General features: G+C 72.3%; 11 protein-coding genes and 1 other RNA gene. 9 read left to right on the forward strand and 3 right to left on the reverse strand.

Features of this window, described 5'->3' with window-relative positions; translation table 11 throughout:
• Positions 1–58: 58 nt before the first annotated feature.
• From HNQ58_RS02050 to HNQ58_RS02060, 3 genes are all read right to left on the reverse strand, one after another.
• Complete coding sequence (locus HNQ58_RS02050; protein WP_183947114.1) at positions 59–895, reverse strand: UDP-2,3-diacylglucosamine diphosphatase; 837 nt, start codon at positions 893–895, stop codon at positions 59–61.
• 88 nt (positions 896–983) lie between these two features.
• On the reverse strand, positions 984–1,364 hold the full coding sequence (locus tag HNQ58_RS02055; protein WP_183947115.1) for a YraN family protein: 381 nt from the start codon (positions 1,362–1,364) through the stop codon (positions 984–986).
• Positions 1,348–3,108: a penicillin-binding protein activator gene (locus tag HNQ58_RS02060; RefSeq protein WP_183947116.1), complete on the reverse strand. Its 1,761-nt coding sequence runs from the start codon at positions 3,106–3,108 to the stop codon at positions 1,348–1,350. The genes HNQ58_RS02055 and HNQ58_RS02060 overlap by 17 nt, the downstream gene beginning before the upstream one ends.
• Positions 3,109–3,171: 63 nt before the next feature.
• Here HNQ58_RS02060 and rsmI point away from each other — a divergent pair, with 63 nt between their 5' ends.
• From rsmI to mraY, 9 genes are all read left to right on the forward strand, one after another.
• Entirely contained in the window at positions 3,172–4,020 is an 849-nt protein-coding gene (rsmI, locus tag HNQ58_RS02065) for a 16S rRNA (cytidine(1402)-2'-O)-methyltransferase (protein ID WP_183947117.1), read from the forward strand.
• Positions 4,021–4,281: 261 nt separating this feature from the next.
• An RNA gene (gene rnpB, locus HNQ58_RS02070) (RNase P RNA component class A) lies at positions 4,282–4,637 on the forward strand.
• Positions 4,638–5,151: 514 nt separating this feature from the next.
• Complete coding sequence (mraZ, locus tag HNQ58_RS02075) at positions 5,152–5,598, forward strand: division/cell wall cluster transcriptional repressor MraZ (RefSeq protein WP_183947118.1); 447 nt, start codon at positions 5,152–5,154, stop codon at positions 5,596–5,598.
• Positions 5,599–5,617: 19 nt separating this feature from the next.
• The gene (rsmH, locus tag HNQ58_RS02080; protein ID WP_183947119.1) at positions 5,618–6,553 is read left to right on the forward strand and encodes a 16S rRNA (cytosine(1402)-N(4))-methyltransferase RsmH; all 936 of its coding nucleotides are present in this window, start codon (positions 5,618–5,620) and stop codon (positions 6,551–6,553) included.
• On the forward strand, positions 6,550–6,819 hold the full coding sequence (gene ftsL, locus HNQ58_RS02085) for a cell division protein FtsL (RefSeq protein ID WP_183947120.1): 270 nt from the start codon (positions 6,550–6,552) through the stop codon (positions 6,817–6,819). The genes rsmH and ftsL overlap by 4 nt, the downstream gene beginning before the upstream one ends.
• Positions 6,816–8,588 carry a peptidoglycan D,D-transpeptidase FtsI family protein gene (locus tag HNQ58_RS02090; protein WP_183947121.1) on the forward strand — a complete coding sequence of 591 codons (1,773 nt, stop codon included), beginning with the start codon at positions 6,816–6,818 and terminating at the stop codon, positions 8,586–8,588. The genes ftsL and HNQ58_RS02090 overlap by 4 nt, the downstream gene beginning before the upstream one ends.
• Complete coding sequence (locus HNQ58_RS02095; protein WP_183947122.1) at positions 8,585–10,057, forward strand: UDP-N-acetylmuramoyl-L-alanyl-D-glutamate--2,6-diaminopimelate ligase; 1,473 nt, start codon at positions 8,585–8,587, stop codon at positions 10,055–10,057. Before HNQ58_RS02090 ends, HNQ58_RS02095 begins: the two co-directional genes overlap by 4 nt.
• On the forward strand, positions 10,054–11,484 hold the full coding sequence (locus tag HNQ58_RS02100) for a UDP-N-acetylmuramoyl-tripeptide--D-alanyl-D-alanine ligase (protein ID WP_183947123.1): 1,431 nt from the start codon (positions 10,054–10,056) through the stop codon (positions 11,482–11,484). The genes HNQ58_RS02095 and HNQ58_RS02100 overlap by 4 nt, the downstream gene beginning before the upstream one ends.
• Positions 11,474–12,559: a phospho-N-acetylmuramoyl-pentapeptide-transferase gene (gene mraY / locus HNQ58_RS02105; RefSeq protein WP_183947124.1), complete on the forward strand. Its 1,086-nt coding sequence runs from the start codon at positions 11,474–11,476 to the stop codon at positions 12,557–12,559. The genes HNQ58_RS02100 and mraY overlap by 11 nt, the downstream gene beginning before the upstream one ends.
• Position 12,560 lies beyond the last annotated feature (1 nt).

Below are 12,560 nucleotides of genomic sequence, written 5' to 3' on the forward strand. Positions count from 1 at the left end.
GTGGCGATGATAGCCGCGTCGTGACCCTCCCCGCGTCTCGGCGGGGCGGCGCGTGCGGCTACAGCGGACGTACGCCGCGTGCCAACGAGGCGAAGGCCAGTGCCGCGACCGGCGATGGCAGCACGGTGTCGGCGGAGGCCTGGGCCAAGGCGGTGCGGTGCTCGCTCCAGTGCAGCAGTTCGAGCACACCGGCGGCATCCTCGACCAGCGCGGTGCAGTGCTCGACCCAGTCGCCGTCGTTGCAATACAGCACACCGTCGATCATGCGGATGCCGCCGTAGTGGATATGTCCGCAGATGTGGCTGTCGAGTCCCTCGGCGGCGGCGCGGGCGGCAGCGCTGTGCTCGTAACGGCGGATGTACTCCAGCGCCTTGCCGATGTGCGACTTGGCGATGATCGGTAGCGGCAGGTAGGGCAGGCGCAGTCGGCGGCGCAGGCGGTTGAGGGCACGGTTGGTCCAGCAGATGAACCGGCGCGCCGCCTCGCCGACGCTGTACAGCCAGCGCTTGCCGTAGTCTTCGGGGTCGTACTCGTCGCCGTGACTGACGCGGTAGCGGCGGCCGTCGGCACCGACGTGCAGCGCGTCCAGCCGTACCACGATGCCGCCGACCGACTGCCCGGCCAGGCCGCGCAGCGGTGCGTCGTGGTTGCCGGGGATGAAGATCACGCGGGTGCCGTCGCCGGCTTTGCGGAGCAGCTCGCCGAGCACTGCGCTGTGCTCGGGGTGCCAGTACGGTCGCCGCGCCAGCGCTTCCAGGTCGATGATGTCGCCGACCAGATAGAGGAACTCGCTGTGCGTCGAGCGCAGGAAGTCCAGCAGGTAGCCCGACTTGCAGTCCGGCGTCCCCAGGTGCACATCGGAGATGAAGATGCTGCGGAAGCGGAGGGTGCTCATGCGGCTCGCCCGTGCCTTGCCCGCTGTGGAAGGCTGGGACGCGCGCATCACCGCGGCGTGACAGCGCGGTTGCGCAGCGATGACGGCGTCAGAGGTCGTCGAGGCTGAAGGCGTTGCGCACCCAGTCGATGCGTGGTGCGTCGGCGCTGCCGGACACGGCGACCACGTCGAAGCGGCAGGGCCGCCGGGCCAGCGGCGGCCGTGCGGCGAGGAAGGCCTGCGCGGCCAGCGCGATGCGGCGGCGCTTGCGCGCATCGACCGAGGCCAGGCCGCCGCCGAAGCCGCCGCCGCGCCGGTAGCGCACTTCGACGAAGACCACGGTGGCGCCGTCGGCCATCACCAGGTCGAGTTCGCCGAAGCGGCAGTGGGCGTTGGTGGCGAGCATGCGCAGCCCGTGCCGTTCCAGCGTGGCGCGGGCGAGATCCTCCCAGGCCGCGCCATCGGCGCGGCGGTCACTGGAGCTCGGCATCCGGGGTCAGCGCGCCGTCGAGCGCCGGACGCGGGCGGCCGCCGCTGAACACGCCCCAGGCCGGGATGCGCAGCACGTTGCCGAAGGCGTCCAGCCGCAGCTCGCCGGTGGCGCCGTTGATCCAGGCGCCGGACTGGCGGCCGAGGTGCTCCAGGTAGCCGGCGAGCCGGTAGGCGTCCAGGCCGAAGGCGAACAGCCGCGCGCCGCCGCCGCGGGCGCTGGCGAGCCGGCGGCCGGTGCGCGCCGGGTCGGGCAGGTCGGCGCGGCTGCCAAGCAGCCAGGGATGTTCGGGGAACTCGATGCCGTCCAGGTCGCGGTCCAGACGCGGGTCGCCGCTGCCCTGCAGGATCTGCGAGGTGGCGATCAGCGGCCGGCCGGCGAAGCCGGCGATGGCCAGCTGCGGCACCAGCAGGCGCGCCTGCGGGCCGCGCAGGGCGAGGAAGACCGCATCGTGCCGGCCCTCGCCGCCGCCGGCCGCCGCCAGCGCGGCGCGCAGCACCGGCGCGTAGTCCAGCGTGCCCTCGGCGATGCGGGCTTCGGTCAGGATTTCGCCGCCGCGCGCGCGGAAATGCTCGCGGAAGGCGTCCAGGCTGCGCTGCGCGCTGTCGTCGCCGGCGCTGACCACCACCACCCGCAGCAGCCCGCGCCGCAGCATGCGTTCGGCGGCGGCCACGCCCTCGTCCTCGGGCGACAGCGCGAAGCTGGCGCTGCCGGGCGGCGGCGGCAGCGCGACGCGATTGAGCGCCAGCACCGGCGCGGCCAGTTCGCCCTGCGAGAACAGCGCCTGCACCTCGTCGCGCGAGAGCGGACCGAGGATCTGGTCGGCGCCGTCGGCCAGCGCGAGCTGGTAGGCGTCGATGGCGCCCTGTGCGGTGCCGGCGGTGTCGTACAGACGCAGCTCGGGCCGCCGCCGCGATTCACCGAAGTGGGCGGTCAGCGCGCCGTCGCGCACCGAGGCGCCGGCGCCGGCGAGCGGCCCGGACAGCGGCACCAGCAGCGCCAGCTTCAGCGGCGGGCGGTAGCCGTCGGGTTCGGCCGGCGGGCGAGCCACGCTCGGTGCGGCGAGGTCGGCGCGGTCGTAGGCGCGCGGCAGCGGCAGACCGCGCGCGGTCAGGGCGCGGCCGGCGAAGGCGTACAGCGGATCGCCGGCCGGCAGCGCGGCGCTGGCGCGGGCCAGGTCGCGGTCGCCCAGCCGGGCGAGTTCGCGTTCGATCCGGCGCTGGTTGGCCTGGCGTTCGCCGGCCGGCAGCAAAGCGTCGAGGCGGGCGAGTTCGCCGGCGGCAGCGAAGTGCTCGCCCTGCTGCGACAGCGCCTCGGCGCGCAGCCGGTGCCAGCGCGGCCGCAGTGCGTGCGGGAAGCGGGCGACGCTCTCGCCTAGCAGCGCGCGCGCCGCCTCCGGCTGGCGGTCGGCGAGGGCGAGCTCGGCGCGCAGCAGGTCGTGCAGCGCGAGCTCGTCGTCGGCGAGCCGGCGCGGGCCGATGCCGTCGATGAGAACGCGCGCGCGCTCGAGTTCGCCGGCCTCGCGCCAGGCGTCGGCGGCGCGCAGCAGCAGCGGGTAGCGGGCGTGGCCGCGCAGTCCGGCGGCGAGCTGCTCGTAGGCGCGGGCGGCGTCGGCGTGACGGCCCTCGGCGAGCAGGCGGTCGGCCGCGCGCTCCTCCTGCGAGATCTCGCGCGTGACCTGGACGCTGGCGCAGCCGGCGGCGAGCAGGACGAGCAGGCCGAGCGCGGCGGGACGGAAGTTCATGGGGAGCGGCTTCCTTGCAGGGAACCGCTAAGATCATACCTTCGTCTCGGAAGGACATCGGCGATGGGCGCAATTCGGGCAGGCACGCTGTACGTCGTGGCCACGCCGATCGGCAACCTGGGCGATATCACCCAGCGCGCGCTGGAGGTGCTGCGCGGCGTCGACGCGGTCTGCGCCGAGGACACCCGCCACAGCCGCCAGCTGCTCGCCCACTACGGCATCGAGCGGCCGCTGGTCGCGCTGCACGAGCACAACGAGGCCGAGCTCGCCGAGCGGGTGGTGGCGCGGCTGCAGGCCGGCGAGGCGCTGGCGCTGGTGTCGGACGCCGGCACGCCGCTGGTCAGCGATCCCGGCTTCCGGCTGGTGCGCGCGGCGCGTGCGGCCGGGGTCGCGGTCAGCCCGATCCCCGGCGCCTGCGCGGCGATCGCCGCCCTGTCGGTGGCGGGGCTGCCGAGCGACCGCTTCTGCTTCGAGGGCTTCCTGCCGGCCAAGGCGGCGGCGCGGCGCGAGCGGTTGGCCCGGCTCGCCGGCGAGCCGCGCACGCTGGTGTTCTACGAGAGCGCGCACCGCATCGAGGAATCGCTGGCGGATTTCGTCGCCGCCTTCGGCGGCGAACGCCGCGCAGTGCTGGCGCGCGAGCTGACCAAGCTGTTCGAGACCATGCTCGACGGCAGCCTGCAGTCGCTGCTCGAACGCGTGCAGCACGACGCCAATCAGCGCAAGGGCGAGTTCGTGCTGCTGGTCGAAGGCATCGGCGAGGATGCCGACGCGAGGCTGATCGAAGGCCGGCGCCTGTACGCGAAGCTGGCCGAACACCTGCCGCCCTCGCAGGCCGCGCGCCTGGCGGCGGACATCAGCGGCGCCCCGCGCAAGGCGCTCTACGGCCGCGATGCGGCCGATGGGAATCGGTAATCGGGAGGCGGGAGTCGGTAGAGCGTTCCGGTGGCCGAGGCGCTCCCGGAAGCCCGGACTGTTCCGGTTTTCGATCGAGCCGGCGGCAGCCGGTCATGTTGCAACAACATGCCCGCGATGCCGCATGCTGCAGACAGCCGCATTCAGTGAAGGGGGCGCCGCGGCAGCGGCGGGGATTCGGAGGCAACGGAACGCGGGGGGCAAGGTTTTCGCAGAAAACCTTTGGGTGATTCGACGGCGAAGCCGTAGAATCACCCCCGCGGAGTCGACCAGACAGTCGCGACGCATCTTCGGATGCGCCGAGGAAAGTCCGGGCTCCACAGGGCACGGTGCCAGGTAACGCCTGGGCGGCGCGAGCCGACGGAAAGTGCAACAGAGAGCAGACCGCCGAACGGCTCCCCCGGGAGCGCGTGGCAAGGGTGAAACGGTGCGGTAAGAGCGCACCGCGAGTCCGGCAACGGACCGGCACGGCAAACCCCACCGGGAGCAAGACCAAATAGGGGCGTCATGGTGTGGCCCGCACCGCGCCCGGGTAGGTCGCTGGAGCCTTGCGGCGACGCAAGGCCGAGAGGAATGACTGTCCACGACAGAACCCGGCTTATCGGTCGGCTCCGCCCTTTCCTGCGGGCCTGAAGCGCCCGCCGGAAAGGGGCGGGCGGAGAGGGCGCCGCGCGCCACGCGACGCTTCCCGTCTCGCTTTGCATCCCCGCATCCGCGGCCCGCGGCCGCCGCGGGGCCGGTGGCGCGCGCCGGCGTCGCGGCCAAGGACTTTCCCGCAGCCGGACGACTTCCCGTGTTGCCATCTCGCCGGGACCGATCGGCGCCCGTCCCGATCGGGCGCAGCGCGAGGGCGCTTGCCTTGCGCAGTCCGGCGCGTTCCTCGTCCGTCGGCGACCTGGGCGGGCGGGCGGGGAGCCTTTCGGCTGCCACCGCTTGCGTGCAGGGCGTGAAATCATTTTTCGCGCCAAATCATGGCATCCCGAACTGTTCTTGAACCAGTCTCTCAAGATTGGCGCAAGGCGTTGATGCGCCAAGGGAAATTTCCCTCATTCACTGCTTGACACCCCCCATGGGCAGGTCTAATGTGGGCTCCTGAGGGAATTTCGGGGATTTCGTGGGGTTCAGTGGGTGATGTTCCAGGGCGAAACCGCCATCACGATCGACGACAAGGGCCGGCTGGCGATTCCCGTCGCCTACCGGGACCTGGTCGCGCGCGAGTGCGGCAATCGTCTGGTGATCACCTACAACCCTTACGAGCACGGCTGCCTCTGGCTCTACCCGCAGGCCGAGTGGGAGAAGGTGCGCGACCAGGTCGTCGCCCTGCCCACCGCCAAGCGCGTGCACCGCAACCTCCAGCTCAAGCTGGTCGGTGCGGCCACGCCGGTGGAGCCGGACGGCAACGGCCGCATCCTCCTGCCCGCCAGTCACCGTCACGCCGCCGGCATCGAGAAGAAGGCGGTGCTGCTGGGCATGGGCAGCAAGTTCGAGTTGTGGAGCGAGCAGGCGCACCTCGCGCAGATCCGTCTGACCATCGGGGAAGACGAGATCAGCGAGGACATGCTCGAGCTGCGGTTGTAAGGGTGGGGGCCGGGTGCGCATGACGGCGCAGACCCCGAGCCATCTCCCGGTGATGTATGCGCAGACCCTGGACGGTCTGCGGGTGCGCAGGGACGGCCGGTATCTGGACGGGACGTTCGGACGTGGCGGGCACGCGGCCGGCGTGCTGGAGCGGTTGGGTCCGACGGGGCGGTTGTTGCTGATGGACAAGGACCCCGAAGCGATCGCCGAGGCCGAACGCCGGTTCGGCGGCGATCCGCGGGTGGCGATCCGGCAGGGCAGTTTCGCCGCGCTGGCGGAGTGGGAGGAGACGGCGGCCGGGCTGGATGGCGTGCTGTTCGATCTCGGCGTGTCCTCGCCGCAGCTGGACGAGGCGCGGCGCGGATTCAGCTTCCGCCAGGACGGCCCGCTGGACATGCGGATGGACCCCGGGAGCGGGGAGTGCGCCGCCGAATGGCTGGCGCGGGCGAGTGAGCGGGAGATCGCGGACGTGCTGTGGAAGTTTGGCGAGGAGCGGATGAGCCGGCGCATCGCGCGGGCCATCGTCGCCCGCCGTGGCGAGCGTCCGCTCACCAGCACCGGCGAGCTGGCCGAGCTGGTCGCCGGCGTGGTCGGTCGCGGCGACGGCGATCGTCATCCGGCCACACGCACATTCCAGGCGATCCGCATCCACGTCAACCGCGAGCTGGAGGATGTCGAGCGCGGGCTCGCCGCCGCCCATGCGCGCCTGAAGCCGGGCGGTCGCCTCGCCGTCATCAGCTTCCATTCGCTGGAAGACCGCCTCGTCAAGCAGTTCATCGCCCGCCACGCCAAGGCGCCGCCGGCCAACCGCCGGCTGCCCGAGGTGCGCGCCTTCGTGCCGACGCTGAAGATCGTCGGCGATGCCATCCGCGCCGACGCGGCCGAGCTGGCTGCCAACCCGCGCGCCCGCAGCGCGGTATTGCGCGTGGCGGAAAAACTGGAGGCCGCCGCATGAGCGCGCGCCTCTTCCTGTTCGCCCTGCTGCTGGCCGCCACGCTGGCCTCGGCCATCGCCGTGGTGCACACCCGTCACGAGCATCGCCAGCGCTTCGTCGAGCTCAGCCGGCTGGAGCGCGAGCGCGACGAGCTGAACATCGAGTTCGGCCGCCTGCAGCTGGAGCAGGCGACCTGGGCCGAGACCAACCGCATCGAGCAGATCGCCCGCGCGCGTCTGGGCATGCAGGCGCCGCAGGGCAAGTCGCTGGTGGTGGTGAAACCATGAAGCCGCGCACGCGCCCGTTCGACATCCGCGCCCGGCTCTGGGCGGTGGGCGGCTTCCTCGGCCTGGCGGGCCTGGCGCTGGTGGCGCGGGCGGTCGACCTGCAACTGCTCAACAACGATTTCTACCAGCAACAGGGCGATGCGCGCTTCCTGCGCGAGATCCCGATCCCGGTGTCGCGCGGCACCATCTTCGACCGCAACGGCGAGCCGCTGGCGATCTCCTCGCCGGTGGAGTCGATCTGGGCCAACCCCAAGGAGCTGCTGGCGCATCCCGACCGCCTGCCGCAGCTGGCCGGCGCGCTCAACATGCCGCTGGAGCCGCTGACCCAGCGCATCGCACAGCGCGCCGACCGCGAGTTCGTCTACCTGCGCCGGCACATGAATCCCGACCAGGCCGAGCGCATCATCGACCTCGGCATCCCGGGCGTGTACTCGCAGCGCGAATTCCGGCGCTTCTACCCGCTCGGCGAGGTGATGGCGCACGTGCTCGGCTTCACCAACATCGACGACCGCGGCCAGGAGGGCCTGGAGCTGGCCTTCGACGACTGGCTGACCGGCAAGCCCGGCGCCAAGCGGGTGATCCGCGACCGTCGCGGCCGCATCGTCGAGAACGTCGATCTGGTGCGTGCCGCCGAACCCGGCCGCGATCTGGTGCTGAGCCTCGACCGCCGCATCCAGTATCTGGCCTACCGCGAGCTGAAGGCCGCGCTGCTGGAACACCGCGCCGCCGCCGGCAGCGTGGTGATACTGGACGTGCCGACCGGCGAGGTGCTCGCCATGGTCAACGCGCCCTCGTACAACCCCAACGCGCGCGAGTCGGCCGAGCCGGGCAGCCAGCGCAACCGCGCCGTCACCGACGTGTTCGAGCCGGGCTCGGTGATCAAGGCCTTCACCGTCGCCGCGGCGCTGGAGAGCGGCAAGTTCACGCCGGCGTCGAGCTTCGACACCAGCCCGGGCTACATGCCGCTGGCGCGCCATGTGATCCGCGACGTGCGCAACTTCGGTGTGGTCGACATGACCCGCCTGCTCACCAAGAGCTCCAACATCGCCTCGACCAAGATCGCGCTGGAGCTGAGCAACGAGCAGTTCTACGAGGTGCTGCGCAAGTTCGGCTTCGGCGACGCCACCGGGGCCGGCTTCCCCGGCGAGTCCTCGGGCGTGCTGCCGACCCCGCGCAGCTGGGGCATCCTGGAGAAGGCGACCATCTCCTACGGCTACGGCCTGTCGATGACGCCGCTGCAGATCGCCCAGGCCTACGCGGCGCTCGGCAACGCCGGCGTGCTGATGCCGCCGACCTTCGTCAAGGGCGCCCAGGCGCCGGGCCGCCAGGCGGTGAGCCCGCAGGTGGCGCGCACCGTGGTCGGGATGCTGGAAACCGTCACCGGCCCGGAGGGCACCGCCCAGCGCGCGCGGGTGCAGGGCTACCGGGTCGCCGGCAAGTCCGGCACCTCGCGCAAGGCCAGCGTCGGCGGTTACCAGAAGCGTTACCTCAGCCTGTTCGCCGGCCTGGTGCCGGCAAGCAATCCGCGCCTGGCGATGGTCGTGATCATCGACGACCCGCAGGGGCGCGACTACTACGGCGGCCTGGTCGCCGCACCGGTGTTCGCCCGGGTGATGGACGGTGCGCTGCGTCTGCTCGACGTGCCGCCCGATCAGGCCGAGCAGTGGTACGTGGCGCTGCCGCCGGCGCCGCCACCGGAGATGTCGGCCGAGCTGCCGGCCGACATCGAGCCGCTGCCGGAATTCGTGGGAGGCGCCGGGCCGGAATGAGCCGCCGTACGCTCGCCGAACTGCTGCAGGGCCTGGCGGACACGCCGGGCCTGGATCGTGTCACGGTCACCGGCCTGAGCCTGGACAGCCGTGCCATACGCCCGGGCGATGCCTTCGTCGCGCTGCCCGGCGGCAGCACGCATGGCCTGCGCTTCGCCGACACCGCGCGTGCCGCCGGCGCCGCCGCGATCGTGTACGAGCCGCCGGTGCCGGCGGACATGGTGGTGCCGGCCGACGCCATCGGGGTGCCCGGCCTGCGCGCCGCGCTCGGCGGCATCGCCGACCGCTTCCACGGCGCGCCCTCGGCGGCGCTGACGGTGGTCGGCGTCACCGGCACCAACGGCAAGACTTCCACCGTGCAGCTGCTGGCGCAGGCTTTCACGCTGGCCGGTCACGTCGCCGGCAGCATCGGCACCCTCGGTGCCGGTCTGCACGGCCGCATCGCGGCGGGCGAGCGCACCACGCCGGACGTGATCGCCGTGCATCGCCTGCTCGCCGAGCTGCGTGACGCCGGGGCGACCCACGTGGCGATGGAGGTGTCCTCGCACGCGCTCGATCAGGGCCGGGTGGACGGCGTGCGTTTCGCCGTCGCGGCCTTCACCAACCTCACTCGCGATCACCTCGACTACCACGGCGACATGGCGTCCTACGGCGCGGCCAAGGCACGGCTGTTCCAGTGGCCGGGACTGCGCGCGGCGGTGGTCAACCTCGACGACGACTTCGGCCGTCGCCTGCATGCCGGCCTGCCGGCCGGGCTGCGGCGGGTCGGCCTGAGCTCGCGCGGCGCCGAGGCTGCGCTGCGCGCCGAGCAGGTCCGGCTCACGCCGGCCGGAATCGCCTTCGAGCTGGTGCAGGGCGACGAGCGCATGCGCATCGACTCGCCGCTGCTCGGCCGCTTCAACGTCGACAACCTGCTCGCCGTGGCCGGTGTGCTGCTGGCGCTGGACTGGCCGCTGGCGAAGATCGCCGGCGTGCTGCCGCGCCTGCAGCCGGTGGCCGGACGGATGAACCGCCTCGGCGGCGACGGCGTGCGGCCGCTGGTGGTGGTCGACTACGCGCACACCCCGGACGCGCTGGAGCAGGCGTTGAGCAGCCTGCGCGCGCACGCGCGCGGCCTGCTGGTGTGCGTGTTCGGCTGCGGCGGCGAGCGCGACCGCGGCAAGCGGCCGCAGATGGCGGCGATCGCCGAAGCCCATGCCGACCGGGTGATCGTCACCGACGACAACCCGCGCGGCGAAGACGGCGACGCCATCGTCGCCGAGATCCTGGCCGGCTTCGCCCGCCGCGACGCGGTGGCGGTCGAGCGCGACCGCGGTCGCGCCATTGCCCGCGCCGTGGCCGAGGCCGGGCCTGACGACATCGTGCTGATCGCCGGCAAGGGTCACGAGTCTTACCAGGAAGTGCGCGGCGTGAGGCATCCCTTCGACGATCTCGAGGTGGCCCGGCGGGCCCTGGAGGCGGTGACATGAGGCCCGTGCAGCTGTCGCAGGTCGCTGCCTGGTGCGAGGCCCGCCTGATCGGCGCCGACGGCGGGATCGCCGCGGTGTCCACCGACACCCGCACGCTCGCGCCCGGCAGCCTGTATGTCGCCCTGCGCGGCGAGCGCTTCGACGGTCACGACTTCTGCGTCGAGGCCGCGGCCCGCGGCGCCGCCGCCCTGCTGGTCGGTCGCCGGGTCGAGGTGGCGCTGCCGCAGCTGGTCTGTGGCGACACGCTGCGGGCGCTGGGCCGGCTGGCGGCCGCCGTGCAGGCCGGCCGCCCGGCGAAAGTGATCGCCATCACCGGCAGCAACGGCAAGACTTCGGTCAAGACCCTGCTGCACGGCATCCTGGCGCAGGCGGGCAAGGCCTACGCCAACCCGGGCAACCGCAACAACGAGATCGGCCTGCCGCTGGCGGTGCTCGACGCGCCCGAGGACGCCGATTACGCGATCTACGAGATGGGCGCCGGCAAGCCCGGCGACATCGCCTACCTGACCGGCATCGCCCGCCCGCACGTGTCGCTGGTCAACAACATCGCGCCGGCGCACCTGGAGCGCATGGGCACCCTGCTGCGCGTGGCCGAGACCAAGGGCGCGATCTACGAGGCCTTGCCGGCCGACGGCGTGGCGGTGATCAATGCCGACGATGCCTTCGCGCCGTACTTCGTCGAGCGTGCGGCGGGGCGGCGCGTGCTGCGCTTCGGGCTGGAAGGCGATGCCGAGGTGACCGCGCACGACCTGCTGCTCGGCACCGACCGCTCCCGATTCGAACTGGTCGCTCCGGCGGGGCGCTGCGAGGTGGTCCTGCCGCTGCCCGGCCGTCACAGCGTGATGAACGCGCTCGCCGCCGCCGCGCTGGCGCTGGCGGCCGGCGCCTCGCTGGAAGCGGTCCGTGCGGGGCTGCAGGAGGCCAGGCCGGTGCCAGGGCGGCAGACGATGCATGCCTTGTCCGAGCACCTGATGCTGATCGACGACAGCTACAACGCCAATCCGGGTTCGGTCGCCGCCGCCATCGACACCCTGGCCGCCGCCGGCGACGAGAGCTGGCTGGTGCTCGGCGACATGGCCGAACTGGGCGAGGGCGCCGAACTGCTGCACGCCGACATCGGCGGCCGTGCGCGCCGCGCCGGCATCGCCCGGCTGTTCACGGTCGGCGCGCTCAGCCGCGCCGCCAGCCGCGCCTACGGCAGCGGCGCGATGCATTTCGACGACCGCAACGCACTGGTCGCGGCCTTGCGGATGGCGCTGGAGGCCAGTGCGCCGGGACGGCGCGTGCGCTGCCTGGTCAAGGGTTCGCGCTCGAGCGCGATGGACGAGGTGGTCGCGTCCCTGCTCGCCGCATACCGCGGCGAGGCGGCGCCACGGGAAGCGCCACAGGAAGCGCCACAGGAAAAGGGGAGCGGGCATGCTGCTTGAACTGGCCGAGTGGCTGAAAGGCCTGGACCGCATCTTCGCGCTGTTCGGCTACATCACCTTCCGCGGCATCCTCAGCGCGCTGACGGCCATGGGCCTGTCGCTGTGGCTGGGGCCGCGGCTGATCCGCTACCTGGCCTCGCTCAAGAGCGGCGGCCAGCCGATCCGCAGCGACGGCCCGCAGACGCACTTCTCCAAGGCCGGCACGCCGACCATGGGCGGCGCGCTGATCCTGCTCTCGGTGGTGTTGTCGACCCTGCTGTGGGCCGATCTCGGCAACCGCTACGTGTGGGTGACGCTGGCGGTGCTGGTCGCCTTCGGCGCGATCGGCTGGCTGGACGACTGGATCAAGATCGTCCGCCGCGACCCCAACGGCCTGAAGTCGCGCTGGAAGTACGCATTGCAGTCGCTGTGCGGTTTCGCCGCCGCGCTGTTCCTGTTCTGGACCGCCGACACCCCGGCGGCGACCACCTTCTACGTGCCGCTGTTCAAGGACGTGGCGATCCCGCTCGGGGGCTTCTTCGTCGTGGTCGCCTATTTCTGGATCGTCGGCTTCTCCAACGCGGTCAACCTCACCGACGGCCTGGACGGGCTGGCGATCATGCCGACCGTGCTGGTGGCCGGCGCGCTGGGCGTGTTCGCCTACGCCTCCGGTCACGCGGTGTTCGCCCAGTACCTGCAGATCCCGCAGGTGCCGGGCGCCGGCGAGCTGGTGATCGTCTGCGCCGCCATCGCCGGCGCGGGCCTGGGCTTCCTGTGGTTCAACACCTATCCGGCGATGGTGTTCATGGGTGACATCGGTGCGCTGGCGCTGGGCGCCGCGCTCGGCGTGATGGCGGTCATCGTCCGCCAGGAGCTCATCCTCGTCGTGATGGGCGGCATCTTCGTCATCGAGACGCTGTCGGTGATGGCGCAGGTCGCTTCGTTCAAGCTCACCGGCCGGCGCATCTTCCGGATGGCGCCGATCCACCACCACTTCGAGCTCAAGGGCTGGCCCGAGCCGCGCGTGATCGTCCGCTTCTGGATCATCTCGGTGATGCTCGTGCTGGTCGGGCTCGCCACCCTCAAGGTGCGCTGAC

The sequence above is a fragment of the Rehaibacterium terrae genome, assembly GCF_014202935.1.
Taxonomy (GTDB): Bacteria; Pseudomonadota; Gammaproteobacteria; order Xanthomonadales; family Xanthomonadaceae; genus Rehaibacterium; species Rehaibacterium terrae.